At 51.0% G+C, this 19,842-nt stretch carries 20 protein-coding genes; 13 read left to right on the top strand and 7 right to left on the bottom strand.

Features of this window, described 5'->3' with window-relative positions:
* Positions 1–250 precede the first annotated feature (250 nt).
* Both NC856_RS07010 and sstT read left to right on the top strand, forming a co-directional pair.
* On the top strand, positions 251–1,204 hold the full coding sequence (locus tag NC856_RS07010; RefSeq protein WP_264089719.1) for a TerC family protein: 954 nt from the start codon (positions 251–253) through the stop codon (positions 1,202–1,204).
* A gap of 242 nt (positions 1,205–1,446) precedes the next feature.
* Positions 1,447–2,694 (top strand): serine/threonine transporter SstT, encoded by a 1,248-nt coding sequence (gene sstT / locus NC856_RS07005; RefSeq protein WP_264089718.1) that lies wholly within the window; start codon positions 1,447–1,449, stop codon positions 2,692–2,694.
* A gap of 156 nt (positions 2,695–2,850) precedes the next feature.
* Here sstT and NC856_RS07000 read toward each other — a convergent pair whose 3' ends face one another.
* The 3 genes from NC856_RS07000 to uxaC form a co-directional block, all read right to left on the bottom strand.
* On the bottom strand, positions 2,851–4,341 hold the full coding sequence (locus NC856_RS07000; RefSeq protein ID WP_264089717.1) for a UxaA family hydrolase: 1,491 nt from the start codon (positions 4,339–4,341) through the stop codon (positions 2,851–2,853).
* 18 nt (positions 4,342–4,359) lie between these two features.
* Positions 4,360–5,811, bottom strand: a complete 1,452-nt coding sequence (locus tag NC856_RS06995; RefSeq protein ID WP_264089716.1) for a tagaturonate reductase — start codon at positions 5,809–5,811, stop codon at positions 4,360–4,362.
* A 120-nt stretch (positions 5,812–5,931) separates the two neighbouring features.
* Positions 5,932–7,341: a glucuronate isomerase gene (uxaC, locus tag NC856_RS06990; RefSeq protein ID WP_264089715.1), complete on the bottom strand. Its 1,410-nt coding sequence runs from the start codon at positions 7,339–7,341 to the stop codon at positions 5,932–5,934.
* 283 nt (positions 7,342–7,624) lie between these two features.
* Here uxaC and exuR point away from each other — a divergent pair, with 283 nt between their 5' ends.
* From exuR to NC856_RS06950, 8 genes are all read left to right on the top strand, one after another.
* Positions 7,625–8,401: a transcriptional regulator ExuR gene (gene exuR, locus NC856_RS06985; protein ID WP_264089714.1), complete on the top strand. Its 777-nt coding sequence runs from the start codon at positions 7,625–7,627 to the stop codon at positions 8,399–8,401.
* A gap of 458 nt (positions 8,402–8,859) precedes the next feature.
* Positions 8,860–9,534 (top strand): DedA family protein, encoded by a 675-nt coding sequence (locus NC856_RS06980; RefSeq protein ID WP_264089713.1) that lies wholly within the window; start codon positions 8,860–8,862, stop codon positions 9,532–9,534.
* 68 nt (positions 9,535–9,602) lie between these two features.
* On the top strand, positions 9,603–9,983 hold the full coding sequence (gene mzrA / locus NC856_RS06975) for an EnvZ/OmpR regulon moderator MzrA (protein WP_264089935.1): 381 nt from the start codon (positions 9,603–9,605) through the stop codon (positions 9,981–9,983).
* Between the two features lie 180 nt (positions 9,984–10,163).
* Positions 10,164–10,469, top strand: coding sequence for a DUF883 family protein (locus NC856_RS06970; protein ID WP_264089712.1), 306 nt, complete (start codon positions 10,164–10,166; stop codon positions 10,467–10,469).
* A gap of 13 nt (positions 10,470–10,482) precedes the next feature.
* Positions 10,483–10,878: a phage holin family protein gene (locus tag NC856_RS06965; protein WP_264089711.1), complete on the top strand. Its 396-nt coding sequence runs from the start codon at positions 10,483–10,485 to the stop codon at positions 10,876–10,878.
* A complete protein-coding gene (locus tag NC856_RS06960; RefSeq protein ID WP_264089710.1) occupies positions 10,875–11,159 on the top strand; it encodes a YqjK-like family protein in 285 nt (94 codons plus the stop codon). The genes NC856_RS06965 and NC856_RS06960 overlap by 4 nt, the downstream gene beginning before the upstream one ends.
* 297 nt (positions 11,160–11,456) lie before the next feature.
* Complete coding sequence (locus tag NC856_RS06955; protein ID WP_113869123.1) at positions 11,457–11,852, top strand: DoxX family protein; 396 nt, start codon at positions 11,457–11,459, stop codon at positions 11,850–11,852.
* A gap of 102 nt (positions 11,853–11,954) precedes the next feature.
* Positions 11,955–12,944 carry a glutathione S-transferase family protein gene (locus NC856_RS06950; RefSeq protein ID WP_264089709.1) on the top strand — a complete coding sequence of 330 codons (990 nt, stop codon included), beginning with the start codon at positions 11,955–11,957 and terminating at the stop codon, positions 12,942–12,944.
* A gap of 79 nt (positions 12,945–13,023) precedes the next feature.
* On the opposite strand, the gene NC856_RS06945 is transcribed toward NC856_RS06950, so the two are convergent.
* A complete protein-coding gene (locus NC856_RS06945; protein ID WP_264089708.1) occupies positions 13,024–13,920 on the bottom strand; it encodes a LysR family transcriptional regulator in 897 nt (298 codons plus the stop codon).
* A 110-nt stretch (positions 13,921–14,030) separates the two neighbouring features.
* Here NC856_RS06945 and NC856_RS06940 point away from each other — a divergent pair, with 110 nt between their 5' ends.
* Both NC856_RS06940 and zur read left to right on the top strand, forming a co-directional pair.
* Positions 14,031–14,729, top strand: coding sequence for a pirin family protein (locus NC856_RS06940; protein ID WP_264089707.1), 699 nt, complete (start codon positions 14,031–14,033; stop codon positions 14,727–14,729).
* 103 nt (positions 14,730–14,832) lie between these two features.
* Positions 14,833–15,342 carry a zinc uptake transcriptional repressor Zur gene (gene zur, locus NC856_RS06935; RefSeq protein ID WP_264089706.1) on the top strand — a complete coding sequence of 170 codons (510 nt, stop codon included), beginning with the start codon at positions 14,833–14,835 and terminating at the stop codon, positions 15,340–15,342.
* 68 nt (positions 15,343–15,410) lie between these two features.
* Here zur and NC856_RS06930 read toward each other — a convergent pair whose 3' ends face one another.
* The 3 genes from NC856_RS06930 to NC856_RS06920 form a co-directional block, all read right to left on the bottom strand.
* Complete coding sequence (locus NC856_RS06930; protein ID WP_113869133.1) at positions 15,411–15,620, bottom strand: CsbD family protein; 210 nt, start codon at positions 15,618–15,620, stop codon at positions 15,411–15,413.
* 515 nt (positions 15,621–16,135) lie between these two features.
* Entirely contained in the window at positions 16,136–16,744 is a 609-nt protein-coding gene (gene lexA / locus NC856_RS06925) for a transcriptional repressor LexA (RefSeq protein WP_264089705.1), read from the bottom strand.
* Positions 16,745–16,853: 109 nt separating this feature from the next.
* Positions 16,854–17,219 (bottom strand): diacylglycerol kinase, encoded by a 366-nt coding sequence (locus tag NC856_RS06920; protein WP_264089704.1) that lies wholly within the window; start codon positions 17,217–17,219, stop codon positions 16,854–16,856.
* A 128-nt stretch (positions 17,220–17,347) separates the two neighbouring features.
* Here NC856_RS06920 and plsB point away from each other — a divergent pair, with 128 nt between their 5' ends.
* The gene (gene plsB / locus NC856_RS06915) at positions 17,348–19,819 is read left to right on the top strand and encodes a glycerol-3-phosphate 1-O-acyltransferase PlsB (RefSeq protein ID WP_264089703.1); all 2,472 of its coding nucleotides are present in this window, start codon (positions 17,348–17,350) and stop codon (positions 19,817–19,819) included.
* Positions 19,820–19,842 lie beyond the last annotated feature (23 nt).

The raw sequence follows: 19,842 nt of genomic DNA, 5'->3' as shown, positions 1-19,842 counted from the left end.
GCCGGATAATTATTTGACCTTGATCAGTATTTCACCTATCTTTTGTCGGGCAAAGGGGAGTAACTTTTCCGCCGGTTAATCGTCATTACGGTGCGTCACGCACCCGGTTACCGGGCAACTTAATGAAACAATTTCATGACGGTTGTAAGTGAGACCTTGCCGGAAGGCGAGGTTCATTTGCGGCTTGATGATCGAGCGGCCAACGTCTTCCGATGTTGGCCGTTTTTGTTTTTATTTTAAGGATATTGCTATGCACACCATTGGCACGCCGTGGTTATGGGGCAGCTTTGCTGCCATTGTTATCGTTATGCTGGCCATCGACCTGCTCTATCAGGGTAAAAAAGGGTCGACGGTGATGACATTCAAACAAGCGGCCGTGTGGTCCATTGTCTGGGTGACACTCTCTTTACTGTTCAATGCGGGCTTCTGGTGGTATCTGGACGCAACCCTGGGGCGTGAAGTCGCCAATACCCAGTCTCTGGCCTTCCTGACCGGTTATCTGATTGAGAAAGCGCTGGCCGTTGATAACGTTTTCGTCTGGCTAATGCTGTTCAGCTATTTCGCCATTCCACCGCAATATCAGCGCCGCGTGCTGATTTATGGCGTGCTGGGCGCCATCGTGCTGAGAACGCTGATGGTGTTCGGCGGCAGTTGGCTGGTCACGCAATTCCAGTGGCTGCTGTATGTGTTCGGCGCCTTCCTGCTATTTACCGGCATCAAGATGGCGATGGCCAAAGAGGATGACGGCGCGATTGGCGATAAACCGATGGTGCGTTGGATACGCGGGCATTTGCGCATGACCGACACGATCGAAAACGATAAGTTTTTTATCCGTCGCAATGGGCTGTTGTACGCGACGCCGCTGTTCCTGGTGCTGATTCTGGTGGAAATCAGCGATGTGATTTTCGCCGTTGACAGTATCCCGGCCATTTTTGCCGTCACGACCGATCCCTTTATCGTTTTAACTTCTAACCTGTTTGCGATTCTGGGATTGCGCGCCATGTATTTTCTGTTGGCTGGCGTTGCCGAACGTTTCTCTCTGCTGAAATACGGACTGGCTGTGATCCTGATCTTCATCGGTATCAAGATGCTGTTGATCGATATCTTCCACATTCCGATCGCCATTTCGCTCGGTGTGGTCGCCGGTATTTTGATTATCACCATGTTGATCAACGTTTGGGTTAACCGCCGCGCAGCACAATAATTCGCCTCTTCGCGCTTTCCGCGTCAGACAGATGTTGCGCGGAAAGCGCGAGGCCCGAATAAATTCCGCTCCGCAACAGAAAAAACGGCATTTACTCTTTCCCAGCAAGCAAATTTTCATATACTGATGCGCGCAAATACATTTCGTTACGGAAAAAAATAAAAAACCAGTCGTTATTCACGCCTGAGGCAGACTTCCGTAAAACACAACCACGCATTGGAAACGGTCGCACCGTCAAAAATATGAAAAAGAATCAATCACGTTTTTTGCAGTACCTTACTCAAGGCAGTTTGGTACAACAAATTCTCCTGGGACTCGCTGCCGGTATTATTCTGGCATCCCTTTCCCCGCAAGCCGCCATCGCCGCAGGCTTGTTAGGCACCCTGTTCGTCGGCGCGCTGAAAGCCGTCGCCCCGGTACTGGTGCTGATGTTGGTCATGGCATCCATCGCCAACCACCAGCAAGGCCAAAAAACCAATATTCGTCCGATATTGATGCTTTATCTTATTGGCACCTTCTCCGCCGCACTGGTTGCCGTAGTGCTCAGCACTCTCTTCCCCTCCACGCTGGTGCTCAACGCGCAAGCGGAAGATATCACGCCGCCATCAGGAATTGTTGCCGTGTTGGAAGGGCTGTTAATGAGCATCATCGCCAATCCCATTCATGCGCTGCTCAATGCGAACTATATCGGCATTCTGGTGTGGGCCATTGGACTGGGGATCGCATTCCGTCATGGCGCTCAGAGCACCAAAACCATGATTAACGACGCTTCCGACGCCGTGACTTTCATTGTTCGCGTGGTGATTCGTTTCGCGCCGCTGGGCATCTTTGGCCTGGTATCCTCAACGCTGGCGGAAACCGGTTTCGGCGCGCTGTGGGGCTATGCGCATCTGTTGATGGTGCTTATCGGCGGCATGCTGTTGGTTGCGTTGGTCGTTAACCCATTGATTGTTTACTGGAAAACGCGGAAAAACCCTTATCCGCTGGTATTGCGTTGCCTGCGGGAAAGCGGATTTACCGCCTTCTTTACCCGCAGTTCCGCCGCCAACATTCCGGTGAATATGGAACTGTGCCGTAAATTGAATCTGGATGAAGATACCTATTCCGTCGCCATTCCGCTGGGCGCGACCATTAACATGGCTGGCGCCGCAATTACCATTACCGTACTGACGATGGCCGCAGCCAACACGCTGGGCATTCATGTGGATCTGCCGACCGCTCTGCTGCTTAGCGTGGTTGCGTCAATCTGCGCCTGCGGCGCGTCTGGCGTGGCGGGCGGTTCGCTGCTGCTTATTCCACTGGCATGCAGCATGTTTGGCATTTCAAACGATATCGCCATGCAGGTGGTTGCGGTTGGCTTCATCATCGGCGTGTTACAGGATTCTGCGGAAACCGCCGTCAACTCCTCAACGGACGTGATCTTTATTGCCGCGGTTTGTGAAGCCGAAGACGCCAAACTAGCGGAAAAAGAGCGCCTGAATATGCTGTAATACCTGCGACGCAGGAAACGTCTTATTTCGCGATGCCTGCCCTGGCGGGCATCTTTTTTGCGGGCGATCGGCGAGATCAGCGTGCGAATCGCATTGAGTATCTCACGGGCGCCAATAAATGAAATGTTGTTTTATATTAATTAGAATATTATCGCTTTACAATGTGACACCGCTTTTAAATATTGCCAGTTCACGGAAGTCATTAATTTCATTCCTGGCCCGCTTGCCATCGGCAATCTCGACAATCAGTTCGATAAACTGCGTCAGCAATGCCTCTATCGACACCCCCTGAATCATGCGGCCTGCATCAAAGTCGATCCAGTGCGGCTTCTTGTTCGCCAGATCGCTGTTGGTCGCCAGCTTGACCGTGGGGACGAAACCGCCGTAAGGCGTTCCGCGCCCGGTGCTGAACAGCACCATATGACAACCGGCCCCAGCCAGTGCGCTGGTTGCCACCGCATCATTACCCGGCGCGCTGAGCAAATTAAGGCCTGGGGTAAGTAAGCGCTCACCATATTTCAATACATCCATCACCTTGCCTTGTCCGGCTTTTTGCGTACAGCCGAGCGATTTCTCTTCCAGCGTCGTGATGCCGCCCGCTTTGTTGCCTGGCGACGGATTTTCATAAATCGGCTGATCGTGGGCAATAAAATACTGTTTGAACGCATTGATCATATGCACCGTTTTTTCAAAGGTGGCCACATCATGGCAACGGCTCATCAGAATGCGTTCGGCGCCAAACATTTCCGGTACTTCGGTCAACACGGTTGTGCCGCCGTTGGCAATCATATAATCCGAGAAACGGCCCAGCAGCGGATTGGCGGTAATCCCAGATAAACCATCCGATCCACCGCATTCCAGACCAAATTTCAGTTCGCTGAGTTTGCCTGGCGAACGCTTGTCATTACGCATCGCCTGATACAGGATGCGTAGCCTTTCCAGGCCCGCTTCCACTTCATCATCCTGCTGCTGACAAATCATAAAGCCGACTCGCTGAGCATCATATTCGCCCAGCGTGGTGCGAAATGCGTCCACCTGATTATTCTCGCAGCCCAGACCGATAACCAGTACCGCTCCCGCATTCGGATGACGAACCATATTTTGCAGCATGGTGCGCGTATTCTGATGATCCTGCCCCAACTGAGAACAACCGAACGGATGGCTGAACAGATAGACGCCATCGATATCCTGCGCATCCTGCGTTTCTTTCAGGAAACGTTGCTGGATCTGACGGGCAATCCCGTTGACGCAACCGACCGTCGGCAGGATCCACAGTTCATTACGGATACCGACATCGCCGTTGTTGCGACGATAAATCCGCACTTCACGATCCGGCATTGGTTGCGGCAGATCGATGAACGCCGGCTGGTACTGATATTTATCCAGATCACTCAGGTTAGTTTTCGCATTGTGTGAATGGATATGTTCGCCGGGCGCGATTGCCACCAGCGCATGACCAATAGGCAGGCCGTACTTGATGATCATCTCCCCGGCGGCGAGGCTTTCCAGCGCGAATTTATGCCCACGCGCCACCGGTTGCAACAGGTTAACCGTATGGCTGTCCACCGTTATCGTTTCATTTTGTTCCAAATCGCGCAGCGCGACAGCCACATTGTCCAAAGAATGAATTTTTATAATGCTTTGCATGAAGAACCCTTTCTGCTGTCAGCAATAATCAGCCACGGCTGATCGCATACCGTGCTCAACAATGGTTTGCACCTGCCGGGTTACCTGCGCAGCCAGCCCCGGAACTTGTGTCAAATCCTGTTCCCAGTGTTCCTCGTCACTCAATACGATATGCACCAGTTGCGCCAGGCTGACCGTGTTGTTTTTCACCCCGCCCCACAGTGCGCCATAGCGTTCCAGCCAACGCGCATCATCCTGCAACGGATAACGTTCGCCGTGGCGCTCGCCACGATAGAAGGTAATCAGCGCCGCGAGCGCGAAGGTCAGACGCGGCGGCAGATCACCCCGACGTTGGCGATAGGTCAGTAGCTGCGGCAGAATTCGCGTGCGGAATTTGGTCATGCCATTCAACGCGATAGACAGCAGTTGATGTTGGATAAAAGGATTGCGGAAACGGCTTAATACCGCCTGAGCAAAAGACATGAGTTCATCATGCGGTAAGTCGAGCGCCGGAATGATCTCTTGCGCGATGGTTTTTTCTATAAATTGACCAATCTGCGCATCATCCATCGATTCGCCAACCGTATCCATACCAGCCAGAAACGCGACCGGAACCAATGCCGTATGCGCGCCATTCAGAATGGCGACTTTGCGTTCTTTATACGGTTTGATGTCGTCAACGATGCGCACGTTCAGTTGCAACGAATTCAGACGCAATGCTTCCGCCAACCACTGCGGCCCCTGGATCACAAACAGATAGAAGTATTCGGCGGTATCGAGAAAGACATCCTGATAACCCAGTTCCTGCTGCAACGCGCTGACTTCCGCACGCGGATAACCGGTGACAATACGGTCCACCAGCGTTGAACAGAAGGTATTGCTTTCATGCAGCCAGGCAACAAAGCGGGGCGACAGTCGCCACTGTTCGGCATAACGCAACACAAGTTCTTTCAGCGCCGCCCCGTTATAATCAATCAATTCACAAGGCAGTAGCACCCAACCCTGATCCGCGGCGCCGTTGAAGTGACTGAAACGCTCATACAGCAAGCGAGTCAGCTTGGCCGGGAAACTGGCTGGCGGCGCGTCGCTAAAACGGTCATCGGCGTGATAACTGATACCGGCTTCCGTAGTATTGGAAAAAACAAAGCGAATATTGGGATCGCGGGCCAGCGCCAGATAGTCATCAAACTGGCGATAGACGTTGATTTCACGGTTTACGGAGCGAATCAGACGCGGCTCACACACCGCTTCGCCCTGCTCGTTCAGGCCGCGAATCAGGGTGGTATACAGCCCGTCCTGCGTATCAAGCGCCGGAGGGAAATCCGTATCGATGGGGCGAACAACGACAATACCCGCATCCAAATCCGTATGCTCATTCAGCAAATCCAACTGCCAGTCAATGAAAGCGCGCAGAAAATTACCTTCACCAAACTGAATGACCCGATCCGGGTGCTGACGACCGGGGAAATTATGACGATTCAACGTTTGCATTAGCAGATTACCTCAGGACGAAAGCGCACATTGCAGGCACGGCTGGCTGATTCCACATCACCGTTATCTCTGCGCAAAATTCACCAACACGACAAGCCCGAACGAGGCTCGTCAATGGCATTACAGTTCAATGGCAAAATAATTTTTGGCGTTATCAAAACAGATGTTTTTCACCATTTCGCCCAGCAACGGCAGATCGGCAGGCGCTTCGCCATCCACCACCCAACGTCCCATCATCTGGCACAGAATGCGGCGAAAATATTCATGCCGGGTATAGGAGAGGAAACTACGGCTGTCGGTGAGCATCCCGATAAAGCGGCTCAGCAGACCAAGCTGTGCAAGCTGCATCATCTGACGCTGCATGCCGTCTTTCTGATCGTTGAACCACCAACCGGAACCGAACTGCATCTTGCCCGGCATACCTTCACCCTGGAAGTTGCCGATCATGGTGGCGAGAACTTCGTTATCACGCGGATTCAGGCAGTAAAGAATGGTTTTCGGCAGCAGATTGTCTTCATTCTGTTTGCTGAGCAGGCGTGAAAGTTCCTGAGCCAGCGGACGATCATTGATGGAATCAAAACCGACATCCGGCCCGAGCAGCTTGAACTGACGCAAGTTGTTATTGCGTAACGCACCGATGTGATACTGCTGAACCCAACCGCGACGCGCATATTCCGCGCCCAGCCACACCAGAACCGCCGTTTTAAACTGCGCCGCTTCATATTCACTCAGCATCTCCCCGGCCAGGCGTCGAGCCAGAATACGATCCAGCGCGGCGTCGTCCGCTTCGGCGAAAAGCACCACATCCAGCGCATGATCGGAGACTTTGCAGCCGTGAGACGCAAAGTGATCCAGACGTTTACTCAGCGCGGCTTGCAGATCGTTGAAACGGCGAATATCGGTGTCGGACGCCTCGCCCAGCTTCGTCATGTAATCGCTGAACGCGGGCTGTTCGATGTTGAACGCCTTATCTGGGCGCCAACTCGGTAACACTTTGATGTTGAAATGACTATCCTGTGCGATGGCGTGGTGGTGATGCAGATCGTCAATCGGATCATCCGTCGTTCCCACCATTTTCACGTTCATCTGCCGCATGATGCCGCGCGCGGTGAAGTCATCATCTTCCAGCAGCGCATTACAGCGCTCCCAAACCATTTCTGCCGTTGATGGCGACAGCAGCGTGCCGGTGATCCCGAACGGGCGACGCAGTTCAAGATGAGTCCAGTGATAGAGCGGATTACCGAGGGTATGAGGAACGGTTGCCGCCCACGCTGCAAATTTTTCCCAGTCGCTGGCATCCCCGGTACACAGGCGTTCAGGCACGCCATTGGTACGCATGGCGCGCCACTTGTAGTGATCGCCCTTCAACCAGATGTCATACAGATTTTTAAAGCGGTAATTTTCCGCGATCTGTTCTGGCGGTAAATGGCAATGGTAGTCAAATATCGGCTGATCCACAGCATATTCATAATACAACCGGCGGGCAAATTCGCTGTCTAATAAAAAGTCTTCACTCAAAAACGGGGACATGTTTTCTTCCTCACCGCACTTTTATGTATCATATTGGTATGACTTCTTAAAGATATCATACCAATTATGATCGATATCTCCTGCCATTAGTGAGGCCACGATCGCAAAAATCTCACAGGCGGAAGAAGCATCACCAAGCGCGGCCAACCCACTGGTCATTTAAGTGACAGCAGCGTGGGTTGCGGTTAATATCAGGTGGTATAACAAATCATTCTCAGAGATTAACAAGATAGCGCTTCAGGCCCTGTGTTGCTCAGTATCGCCATCTCTAACAGCAGGTATCATGGAACTTACTGAACCCCGACGTCTTTATCGACAATTAGCCGCAGAATTAACGCAGCGTATTGAAAGCGGTGTTTATCCGGTTGGAGAAAAATTACCGGCAGAACGCTATATTTCGGAAGAAATGAATGTCAGCCGCACCGTGGTGCGGGAAGCCATTATCATGCTGGAAGTCGAAGGATATGTTGAAGTCCGCAAGGGTTCGGGTATTCATGTCATCGCCAACCAGCAGAAAAATCGCTTAGCCCCCCGTGGCGATGCGGAGTTTATCACCGCCGGCCCGTTTGAACTGCTTCAGGCTCGCCAGCTTATCGAAAGCAATATCGCCGAGTTCGCGGCAACCCAGGTCACCCGGCAGGATATTATCCAGTTGATGGAAATCCAGGAGCATGCCCGGCAGGAAGATCGCTTTCGTGATTCGCAGTGGGATCTGAAATTCCATGTACAGGTTGCTCTCGCCACACAAAACTCAGCGATGGCGACCATTGTGGAAAAAATGTGGAGTCAACGCATCCATAACCCGTACTGGCGCAAGCTACATGAACATATTGATGATAAGTCTATCGAAAGCTGGTGCGACGAGCATGATCAGATCCTCAAAGCGCTGATTCGCAAAGATCCCCACGCCGCCAAGCTCGCCATGTGGCAACATTTGGAAAATACCAAGCAAATGTTGTTTCGGGCTACCACGGATGACTTTGAATTCAATGTGGATCGTTATATGTTTGCCGAAAATCCGGTGGTTCATCTGGATCAGATGAGTAACAATAAATTCTAATGTTTCCCCCGCCATCGCCCCTGGAATGATAGGCGGGGCAATAAGTCAAAAAGCGTCGATTTCTGTCAGTGAGTGTAAAATAGGGCGGAAACCTCAATATTCAGCCCGCAAACCGCCTAAAATCCATTTGGTTGCGGTGATATTTTTCTGTCTCAGCCACACCGATTTTGTTACAGTTAGAGTGTTTTTATTACGCTTAATGCGTCGCTTCGCAGGTAAAACGCGTTAATGGCGGACAATTCGCAAGTGAGTGGCTTTTACCCACAATTCAGATAATGCGAAAACAGCGGAGAATATCACCCTCGGATAGGCTTACCACCAGCAGGATGGCGGATTTTATCTAATAATCATAATAACGTGTTGGAATGTACTATCAGGTGAACCGTACCACCCTTAGCATGACCGGGCGCTTTTTACAGAACCGGATTGAATGAAATACAGTAGTATTAGGATACCGGATGGATATTATTAAAGAATTGTTGAACGCACTCTGGCATCAGGATTTCGATATCTTAGCCGACCCCAAACTGGTCTGGACAATTTACATACTGCTATTTTTAATATTGTTTTTAGAAAATGGCCTCTTGCCCGCCGCTTTCTTGCCCGGCGATAGCCTGCTTATTCTGGTGGGTGTGTTGGTTGCCAAAGGCACCATGAATTTCCCCTTTACCATCGTATTGTTGACCACCGCCGCCAGTCTGGGATGCTGGGTGAGCTATATTCAAGGCAAGTGGCTGGGGAATACCCGAATAGTACAAAGTTGGTTATCACACTTACCGGCGCACTATCATCAACGCGCGCACCAGCTTTTCCACCGCCACGGCCTCTCTGCCCTGCTGATCGGACGCTTTCTGGCATTTGTGCGTACTCTGCTGCCTACCATCGCCGGCCTGTCCGGTCTGGACAATGCGCGTTTTCAGTTCTTTAATTGGATGAGCGCGTTGCTCTGGGTGCTGATTCTGGTTTCGATGGGTTTTGCATTGGGGAAAACCCCCGTATTTCTGAAATACGAAGATGAATTAATGTTTTTCCTGATGATGCTGCCGTTAGCCTTGTTGTTTATCGGCCTCTTTGGTTCATTATTTGTACTTTGGCGTAAAAAACGAACTGTTAATGCAGAAAAAGGAAATTAACCGTGTCGCTCCGCTGGCTATACCCTAAAAAAACGCAGGCGAGTTTTTCAACGTCACGCAGTGACGGCTTGAAGGGTAAGGATAGCCGTCATAAAAAAATATGGCGCCTGTTGTTATTGATCGCGTTGCCAATCCTGGTGATCAGCCAATCGCCGCACCGCTATCAGAACGATGCGATGCTGCACATCAAGCCGCTTTATCAGGGCGCCGCCCTGCCGGACGGATTTTATATTTATCAACGGCTCAATGAACGTGGCATTGCGATAAAAAGCATTACCCCCGCCCAGGATAGTATGGTTGTCCGTCTGGCCTCGCCTGAGCAGAGCGTCGCTGCCAGGAATATACTGCGTCTGTCACTGCCCAAAGCAAATATCACTACCCAGCAAACCGTGACGCCCCCCCCTTTCTGGCAGCAAAAACTCACACAGAAACAGTCAAAATTAGGGTGACGATGTGAAAATACAGGTTGTGAGCATCGTCATATTCATTAGCGACCAATTTATGACCAGACACAAATCATTAAAACTTACAGCACGTTATCAGAAATATCCTCATCACGTTTTACGGGCATAAATCAAAACTTCGGCTATAGTTAAAACTCTGGTTTACAACATTAAGGGTTATTTAATATGGCTAAAGATCAAAATTCTGAGTTTTTACGCGCTGAATTAAAATCGCTGGCGGACACGCTCGAAGAAGTATTAAGTTCATCCAGTGATAAATCCAAAGCAGAATTGGATAAACTGCGCAGCAAAGCAGAAGCGGCCTTGAAAGAAACCCGTTCCCGCTTGAGTGATACTGGCGAGCGCATTGCCAGCCAGACCCGTGAAGCGATGGGATGCGCGGATGATTACGTGCGTGAAAACCCGTGGACAGGTGTTGGTATCGGTGCAGCCATTGGCGTTGTACTCGGTGTTCTGCTCTCCCGTCGCTAATTAACCTGACATTATGACTGATAAACAACGACAAGGCCCCGCAAGCGGGGCCATCGCCTCTGCTCAACGTATTATTTCCATCCTTGTCAGCATGGTGGAAACGCGAGTCCGTCTGGCCGTCATTGAATTGGAAGAAGAAAAAACCAATCTGATTCAATTACTGATAATGGTGGGTCTGACGCTGCTGTTCGCCACCTTCGGTTTAATGACTCTGATTGCGTCGATCGTGTTGAGCATTGAGCCCCAATATCGCCTGTTTGCGCTGGGATGCATTACCGCCACCCTGCTTGGACTGGCATTGATTATCGGCATCTGGGTATTAGTGAAAGTACGCAAATCCACGCTGCTCAAAGCCACCCGTAAAGAGTTGGAAACCGACCGTGCGTTGCTGGAGGATAAATTGAAATGAGTCAGCAGCAGCGCGACAGAAAAAAAGCACAACTGCTACGCACCATACAGCAACAACGATTAGATCTTTGTGCAGGAAAAAATGCCTGGCTGGATTCAACCGCAAAATACGATCGCTACTGGCACGGTCTGGTGCAGTGGCGTAGATATTGGATTGTCGGCTCCGGTCTCATCGCGCTTTATAATGTGCGTCATCCAAGCCGCTTGTTGCGCTGGGGAAAACGAGCTGTAGGGCTCTGGGGGACGGTGAGGCTAATCCGTAAAACTCTCTTTCTGCGCTGAGCAGTCGCCTCCACCTTAGAACCGTCCCTACACACCTGGATATAACGGACTGTTTTGGTCCATCAAGGGTATAAAGCTTTCTCTATTTCATTAGCGGTACGGCCCAGTGCCAGGATAACGATGCTTTTTAGTGAAACATCAATTTTTCTGAAATAAACCAACAATTATACTCGCTGGCACGGTATACAAGGTCCCTATAGTATCTGCCCATAGTTGATGACCGGCCCGATACCACGATAAGCCAGTCACCAGAACACGACGGTAAGTATATTTTAAAAAAATTGATTGGAGAAGATGATGAAAAATTTAGAAAGTACCGCACTGCTGATCGCTCGCATTTTAATGCCGCTCCTGTTTATTACCGCAGGTTACGGCAAATTAGGCGACGCCTATGCAGGTACCCAACAGTATATGCAGGCCATGGGGGTGCCAACCTTCCTGCTGCCGCTGACCATTCTGTTGGAACTGGGTGGTGGTCTGGCTATTCTGTTCGGTTTGCTGACTCGCACCGTTGCGCTGTTCACTGCGGGCTTCACCATCCTGACCGCGCTGATTTTCCACACCAACTTTGCTGATGGCGTGAATCAGTTGATGTTCCTGAAAAACCTGACCATCGCAGGCGGCTACATTCTCCTGGCGGTAACCGGTCCAGGCGCATACAGCATCGACCGTGTACTGAATAAAAAGTGGTAAGACCTAGCCTGTTTTGGCTGCACTACACTTAATATCCACTTAAACGACGACAAACGAACAATTTGTCGTCGTTTTGCCATTATTCGATTCGTGGGAGGATTTATGGGGCAACTGGTTGACGGCGTATGGCACGACACCTGGTACGAAACAAAATCTACCGGCGGACATTTCAAGCGTTCAGAATCACATTTTCGCAACTGGATTACCGCAGACGGTCAACCGGGCATTAGCGGCAATGGCGGTTTTCAGGCAGCCGCGGGCCGCTATCACCTCTATGTTTCGCTTGCCTGCCCGTGGGCGCACCGCACCTTATTGATGCGTCATTTGAAAGGACTGGAAACACATATTCCGGTTTCCGTGGTTCATCCCCTGATGTTGGATCATGGCTGGACTTTTGATGTCGATTTTCCAGATGCAACGGGGGATTCACTGTATCAGCACGAATTCCTCTATCAACTCTATCTCCATGCAAAGCCTGATTACAGTGGTCGGGTAACGGTGCCGGTACTGTGGGATACGGAACAACATACCATCGTCAGCAACGAATCCGCCGATATCATCCGTATGTTTAACAGCGCGTTCGATCAGGTCGGCGCCAAACCAGGCGATTATTACCCGGTTGCGCTGCGCCCGCTGATTGATGAACTGAACGGCTGGATCTACGACAAGGTGAACAATGGCGTCTATAAAGCCGGTTTTGCCACCAGTCAATCCGCTTATGATGAAGCCGCAACGCAAGTGTTCGCCGCGCTATCGCGACTGGAATCCATCCTTGCGCGACAGCGTTATCTGACCGGCGCTCAGTTAACCGAAGCGGACTTACGGCTGTGGACCACGCTGATACGTTTTGATCCGGTCTATCATACCCATTTTAAGTGCGATAAATACCGCTTAAGTGATTACCCGAATCTGTTTGCGTTCTTACGCGATATCTACCAGATGCCGGGCGTCGCCGATACGGTGAATATGGCGCATATCCGTCACCACTATTACCGCAGCCACGGCACAATCAATCCACATGGGGTGATTTCGCAAGGCCCGGAACAGGACCTGAATAGCCCTCACAGGCGTGATAAACAGTTTGCGGATTAACGTCCCACCCGGCCTTCCCTTTTCCGGGGCAGGCCGCCTTCACGACAAAGCGCCTAACTTGTCAGCCGTTGGTCGCGCCTCACGCCTGATTGAGCAATTTGGGGATTTCCCGCAAGCACCAGGATTTCGCTTCGCCCATGCTATCACGCCGCCAGGCCATGATAATCTGGCTATCCATCGAGTATTCGGGGCTGACGACGCGTAACCGGCCTTCGGCGATATCCTGAGCGACCATCGGATAAGGCATGGTCGCCACCCCCAGCCCTGCCAGCAGAGCACGGCGTTTATCATCCAGCGTGCTTACCGTCAGACGCTGCTGTTTATCCAACAACTGTACGGTTAACACCGGGCGTTCACGCGCGGTATCGGCAACGGCAATCCCCCGGTATTTTACCCTGGTGACGTCCGACAGCGGCTCCGGTTCCTGATGAATAGGATGATCCGGGCTGGCGACATAGACATTCTTCATCGTATATAGTTTGCGCGTATTGATTTCGGAAGACGCACGGAAATGCATATCCGGCGCAATCACAATATCTGCCCGTCCTTGTTCCAGACGCTCCCATGCGCCTGCCAGCACCTCAGTCAGTAGAGAAACCTGCGTGTTGGCTTTCAGGGACAATTTATCAAGCAATGGGAAAAGTCGCTGAGAGGGGATCAATGCTTCCATCACAATCGTCAGGTGAGTCTCCCAACCGCGGGCCAATGCTTCCGCATCCGTCGTAAGCTTATCCGCCGCTTCCAGCAGGATACGCCCGCGCTCCAGCAACATACGGCCCACGTTGGTGAATTTGGTACGGTGTCCAGAACGATCGAATAGCGCCACATCCAGTTCGTCTTCCAGCTTTTGCATGGTGTAACTCAGAGCGGAAGGCACCCGTCCTAACTCATCCGCGGCGGCGGCAAAACTTCCCCGACGATCAATTGCGTCCATTACTCTTAAGGCTTCCAACGTCAATGCTCGTTCTTTAGACATTTTCGTACTCATTCAGGAATTTTGAATATACCCACCAGATTAACTAGCTAACAATCCAGCGTCCACACAATTACTATCTGTTTAAGAAATAAATCTTCAAGGCAATTACCATGATCATAAAAAGAACAGCAGAACAATGCGGTCAAGCTGACTATGGCTGGTTGCAAGCACGTTATACCTTCTCCTTCGGACACTACTTCGATCCTCAGTTACTGGGTTATGCCTCGCTGCGGGTATTAAATCAGGAAGTGCTGGCGCCTGGCTCTTCATTCCAGCCGCGCACTTACCCACGCGTGGATATTTTAAATATCATTCTCCAGGGAGAAGCGGAATACCGCGACAGCAACGGTCACCACCTTCACGCTAAAGAAGGTGAAGTTTTACTGCTCGCAACTCAGCCGAATGTCAGTTACAGCGAATACAACACCAGCGATTGTAAACCATTGACACGTCTGCAATTGTGGCTGGATGCCTGCCCAACGCGCGAAAACAGTTCGTTACAACGCCTGTCGCTGAACAAAAACGGCCACAGTTTATTAGCTTCGCCGGAAGGCGATCAAGGCAGTCTGCAACTCCGTCAACAAGTGTGGATCCATCATCTGGAATTGCAAGAAAATGAGCAGCAAACCATTACGCTGCAAGGAAATCAGGCTTATCTTCAGCTAATCAACGGCGCCATGAATATCCATGAGAAGTCAGCGCTTCAGACGCTGAACTGTGGCGACGGCGCGTTTATCCAGCATGAAACGGCGTTGACTGTGCAAGCTGGAACACCGTTACGCGCCCTGTTAATCGATCTGGTCGCCTGAGACGCTCGCCCACGTTATGAACCAGCGCCCGCTGGTTCGGCGTTTTTCTCCAGCCATGATAAGATATTCTCCTTATTCCTCCCTCCGTCAAGGTGATATGACAATGGATTCAACCTCACAGGACAAACTACTTGCCCAGGCTGAACAGATTTGTCAGCAGCGTGGCGTTCGTCTGACGCCACAGCGACTGGAGGTGTTACGCCTGATGGCGCAACAGTCTGGCGCCATCAGCGCCTATGATCTGCTCGATCTCCTACGGATATCAGAACCGCAAGCTAAGCCGCCAACCGTTTATCGCGCGCTGGATTTTCTGCTGGAACAAGGGTTTATCCATCGAGTCGAGTCAAACAACAGCTATGTGCTGTGTCATCATATTGAGGATCATAGCCATACCTCCGCGCTGTTTATTTGCGATCGCTGCGGTCAGGTTACCGAGCGTCAGACGGAAGGCGTGGAAGAAACACTGCGTGATTTGGCATATCAGGCGGGCTTTACCCTACGTCATAGCGTGATTGAAGCGCATGGATTGTGCAAAGGTTGTCAGGAAGTGGCGGCATGTCCGCAAACGGATCATTGCGATCACGACCACAGCATACCGATCAAAAAGCGCTAACTCTCACGACAATTCGTGAGAGCGAGTTTTTCCTCGATAGGGGTCAACGCAATAAGAACTTACAGCTTCTACCAGAAGTATTTTTGGCGACTTTCCCAGTCTTTCACTTCTTTTTCAGCGGCTTCCTGCTCGTAACCATAACGCTCCTGGATCTTGCCAACCAGTTGGTCACGTTTGCCTTCAATAACCGTCAGGTCATCATCGGTCAGTTTGCCCCACTGCTCTTTCGCTTTACCTTTAAACTGCTTCCAGTTACCGCTGGCTTGGTCTTTATTCATAATAATCTCCATAGCTTAGGTCAGATGGCATAAAAATAGCGATTTATGCCCATTATCAGTTTCAGATAAATCTTGTCTGTATCAGTAAGCGCCGCCGCAACGTCTTATCTTGCCCTGCCAGAACCTGTCAGCGATGTTTAGGCTCAACCAAAACAGCGGTGGCTTCACAATCAGTGAAGATAATAATGCTTACCTCAAAATTAATTATAGAAAATAATTCTGAATATTTTATTTAAATCGGAATGTAAATCTAAAAAATTCACTTCGGAGCAATAGCATAGTTTAAAAACACAGCGAAAACAGGAAGTAATCAGCGCTTTTTATTTACGCTCAACTGTAAATAAATGTATCAATCACATCCCCTAAAAATAAAAGCGCAGAGTGATTAATCGAGGTGCAATGCATGAGGAAAAGAGGTAGACCACATCGCCCCGGAACGGGGCGATATATGGAAAATGTCGGAAAATTATATTGATAAACTATATCATCATCGGAAAACGCTATCGGGGGGGAAATCAGTGCCAGTCACTGTTACGAATGACGCCAACCGCCAGCCCTTCAATGGACAAGCTCTGTTGACGCAGATCGACAACAATCGGTGAAAACGCTTCGTTTTCAGCCAGCAGATGAACGGTATTGCCTTGTTTTTTTAGTCGTTTTACCGTCACTTCATCTTCGATGCGGGCAACAACAATCTGACCATTACGGACATCTTGCGTTTTATGCACGGCCAGCAGATCGCCATCCATAATACCGATATCTTTCATCGACATGCCGCTGACCCGCAGCAGGAAATCCGCACTGGGCTTGAACATGTCGGGGTCAACCTGATAATGACATTCGATATGTTGTTGCGCCAGAAGCGGCTCACCCGCGGCGACACGACCAATCAACGGAATGCCAGTCTCTTCTTCCATCAGCAAACGGATACCGCGAGAAGCGCCGGATACGATTTCAATCACGCCTTTACGCGCCAGTGCCTTCAAATGTTCCTCAGCGGCATTGGGCGAACGAAACCCCAATTGTTGGGCAATTTCCGCGCGCGTAGGCGGCATACCGGTCTGCACGATATGATCGCGTATCAGGTCATAAACCTGTTGCTGTCTGGCTGTTAATACTTTCATTCCGCCCCCTGGTTGTTTATACAGTCTTGCTGTGAGTATATACAGGTCATCCTTAATTGGGAACCAGGATGTGCGTAAACCCCGGTTTTTTATTAATTCCTGCAAGCCTTTACGCAAAAAAACGCCACAGAATACTGCCCCAGACGACAACCGCCAGCAAAATAGCGACGAATACCGCCGCCGAACCGATATCTTTCGCCCGACCGGATAATTCATGATGTTCAGTGCCGATGCGATCCACTACCGCTTCAATCGCACTGTTCACCAATTCGAATAGCATGATCAACACCAGCACGCCGATAAGCAGCAATTTTTCAACCAGCATAACAGGCAGCAGACAGGCGAGAATCACCCCGACCACCGTCAATACCGTTTCCTGACGGAAAGCCGCTTCATGCCGCCACGCCTGTTGCAGCCCTTTCAGCGAATAGCCGGTTGCGTTGATAATCCGGGTTATTCCCGTTGCTTTATTCATTCATCCACCATTATTTATTCAGTGCGCGCCCGCATTTTAGCGCTTAACCGTTGTCTCATCACAACAGATCTCAAGCGCAGTTTCTGGTATCCTTGCGACGCATTGCTAACAAGAGGCTTCAAGTCGTTATGTCAGGTTGGCGTAGAATTTACTATAAATTATTGAGTTTCCCACTCAGGCTGTTGGTGAAAAGTAAAGTCATACCCATAGATCCCGTGACTGAACTGGGTTTAGACCCCTCACGTCCGATTCTCTATGTTTTGCCTTACAATTCTCAGGCAGATTTAATGACGCTGCGGACAAAATGTCAGGCGCTTGGTCTGCCCGATCCGCTGCTGCCCGTGGACATTCGCGGCGTGGAACTGCCCAGTCATGTCTTTATCAATGATGGCCCGCGTGTTTTCCGCTATTACGTTCCCAAGCAGAAATCGGTAAAACTGTTTCATGACTATCTGGATTTGCATCGCGCCAATCCCGATCTGGACGTGCAGATGGTGCCGGTTTCCGTCATGTTCGGCCGTTCGCCTGGTCGCGAAGGGCAACATCAGGCGACCCCGCATCTGCGGCTGCTGAACGGTATCGAGAAGTTCTTTGCCGTACTGTGGCTGGGGCGCGACAGCTTTGTCCGATTTTCCAGCCCGGTGTCATTACGCTATATGGCAACCGAGCACGGAACGGACAAAACCATCGCCCATAAGCTGGCGCGCGTCGCGCGTATGCACTTCTCCCGTCAACGACTGGCGGCGGTAGGACCGCGTCTGCCGGTACGTCAGGAACTGTTTAACAAGTTGCTTGACTCCAGGGCGATCAAAAAGGCGGTGGATGACGAGGCGCGCAGCAAAAAAATCTCCCATGAAAAGGCGCAGCAAAACGCGATAGCCCTGATGGAGGAAATCGCCGCCGACTTCTCTTATGAAGCCGTTCGCCTGTCGGACCGCGTATTAGGCTGGACATGGAACCGTCTCTATCAGGGCATTAACGTTCATAACGCCGAGCGGGTGCGCCAACTGGCGCAGGACGGACATGAAATTGTCTACGTGCCTTGCCACCGCAGTCACATGGACTACCTGCTATTGTCCTATGTGCTTTACCACCAGGGGCTGGTTCCGCCCCATATCGCGGCGGGCATCAACCTGAATTTCTGGCCTGCCGGCCCGATCTTCCGTCGGCTGGGCGCATTCTTTATTCGCCGCACCTTCAAAGGTAATAAACTGTATTCCACTATTTTTCGTGAATATTTGGGCGAACTTTTCGCCCGTGGTTACTCGGTTGAATATTTTGTCGAAGGGGGCCGCTCACGTACCGGACGCCTGCTGGAACCAAAGACCGGCACGCTGGCGATGACCATTCAGGCAATGCTGCGCGGCGGTACGCGTCCCATTACGCTGGTGCCTATTTATGTCGGCTATGAGCACGTCATGGAAGTCGGCACCTATGCGAAAGAGTTGCGCGGCGCGACTAAAGAAAAAGAAGGCTTTATACAGATGGTTCGAGGCTTGCGTAAATTACGCAATCTCGGACAAGGTTACGTGAATTTCGGCGAACCGCTGCCGTTGACCACCTATCTGAATCAGCATGTTCCGCAATGGCGTGATGCCATTGATCCGATTGAAGCGCAACGTCCAGGCTGGCTGTCGCCGACCGTGCAGGATATCGCGATGGATATCATGGTGCGCATCAACAACGCGGCGGCGGCAAACGCGATGAACCTCTGTTCAACAGCGTTGCTGGCATCGCGTCAGCGTTCATTGACCAGAGAACAAATGCAGGAACAGTTGGATTGTTACCTGCAACTTCTGCATAACGCGCCCTATCATAAAGATATCACGGCGCCGAAAAAGACAGCGAATGAGTTGCTGGAACATGCGTTGGGCATGGATAAATTTGAAGTCGAGAAGGACAGTATCGGCGACATTATTATCCTGCCCAGAGAGCAAGCCGTGCTGATGACCTATTACCGCAATAACATTCAGCACCTGTTGATATTGCCGTCACTGATTGCCAGCATAGCCATTCACCACCGCCGTATTACGCTTGCGGAAGTCGTTCGTCAGGTGACCCTGATTTATCCGTTGCTCCAGGCAGAACTGTTCCTGCATTACTCCACGGAACAATTGCCGGAAGCGATATCCACGTTGGTTGCCGAATTAACACGGCAACAGCTATTGAGCGCCAAAGAAGGCGTGCTGGTCATCAACCCTGCGCGTATCCGCACGCTGCAACTGTTAGCGGCGGGGGTGCGAGAAACCCTGCAACGTTATGCCATCACGTTGTCATTGCTGGGCGCGAATCGCGATATCAATCGCGGGACATTGGAAAAAGAGAGCCGGAACATGGCGCAACGCCTGTCCGTTCTGCACGGCATTAACGCACCTGAATTCTTCGATAAAGCCGTTTTCTCAACATTGGTTGCGACGTTGCGCAGCGAAGGCTATATCACAGACAGTGCTGAGACCGCCCATGGCGATATTCTGGCGATCTACAACATTCTGGCTAATTTGATCACCCCGGAAGTCAGATTGACGATTGAAAGCGCCAGTTCACCGGTAGAAATGGAAAGCGATACGTTGTTGACGCAGGAAGCTCCCCCTCAGGCATAACACGCCAATAAAACGGCGGCGAA

This window comes from Brenneria izbisi, from assembly GCF_025840185.1.
Lineage (GTDB): Bacteria > Pseudomonadota > Gammaproteobacteria > Enterobacterales > Enterobacteriaceae > Brenneria > Brenneria izbisi.
The sequence above is the reverse complement of the archived record's forward strand: the minus strand, read 5'-3'. Positions and strand labels throughout refer to the sequence as shown.

Coding starts and splice junctions, on each gene's coding strand:
- NC856_RS06960 (WP_264089710.1), top strand. CDS start 10,875: ATGAGTCAGCAGCAGCGCGACAGAAAAAAAGCACAACTGCTACGCACC.
- NC856_RS06995 (WP_264089716.1), bottom strand. CDS start 5,811: ATGCAAACGTTGAATCGTCATAATTTCCCCGGTCGTCAGCACCCGGAT.
- plsB (WP_264089703.1), top strand. CDS start 17,348: ATGTCAGGTTGGCGTAGAATTTACTATAAATTATTGAGTTTCCCACTC.
- NC856_RS06950 (WP_264089709.1), top strand. CDS start 11,955: ATGGGGCAACTGGTTGACGGCGTATGGCACGACACCTGGTACGAAACA.
- sstT (WP_264089718.1), top strand. CDS start 1,447: ATGAAAAAGAATCAATCACGTTTTTTGCAGTACCTTACTCAAGGCAGT.
- zur (WP_264089706.1), top strand. CDS start 14,833: ATGGATTCAACCTCACAGGACAAACTACTTGCCCAGGCTGAACAGATT.
- NC856_RS06980 (WP_264089713.1), top strand. CDS start 8,860: ATGGATATTATTAAAGAATTGTTGAACGCACTCTGGCATCAGGATTTC.
- NC856_RS06930 (WP_113869133.1), bottom strand. CDS start 15,620: ATGAATAAAGACCAAGCCAGCGGTAACTGGAAGCAGTTTAAAGGTAAA.
- NC856_RS06945 (WP_264089708.1), bottom strand. CDS start 13,920: ATGTCTAAAGAACGAGCATTGACGTTGGAAGCCTTAAGAGTAATGGAC.
- NC856_RS06970 (WP_264089712.1), top strand. CDS start 10,164: ATGGCTAAAGATCAAAATTCTGAGTTTTTACGCGCTGAATTAAAATCG.
- uxaC (WP_264089715.1), bottom strand. CDS start 7,341: ATGTCCCCGTTTTTGAGTGAAGACTTTTTATTAGACAGCGAATTTGCC.
- exuR (WP_264089714.1), top strand. CDS start 7,625: ATGGAACTTACTGAACCCCGACGTCTTTATCGACAATTAGCCGCAGAA.
- NC856_RS06965 (WP_264089711.1), top strand. CDS start 10,483: ATGACTGATAAACAACGACAAGGCCCCGCAAGCGGGGCCATCGCCTCT.
- NC856_RS06940 (WP_264089707.1), top strand. CDS start 14,031: ATGATCATAAAAAGAACAGCAGAACAATGCGGTCAAGCTGACTATGGC.
- lexA (WP_264089705.1), bottom strand. CDS start 16,744: ATGAAAGTATTAACAGCCAGACAGCAACAGGTTTATGACCTGATACGC.
- NC856_RS07000 (WP_264089717.1), bottom strand. CDS start 4,341: ATGCAAAGCATTATAAAAATTCATTCTTTGGACAATGTGGCTGTCGCG.
- NC856_RS06920 (WP_264089704.1), bottom strand. CDS start 17,219: ATGAATAAAGCAACGGGAATAACCCGGATTATCAACGCAACCGGCTAT.
- NC856_RS06955 (WP_113869123.1), top strand. CDS start 11,457: ATGAAAAATTTAGAAAGTACCGCACTGCTGATCGCTCGCATTTTAATG.
- NC856_RS07010 (WP_264089719.1), top strand. CDS start 251: ATGCACACCATTGGCACGCCGTGGTTATGGGGCAGCTTTGCTGCCATT.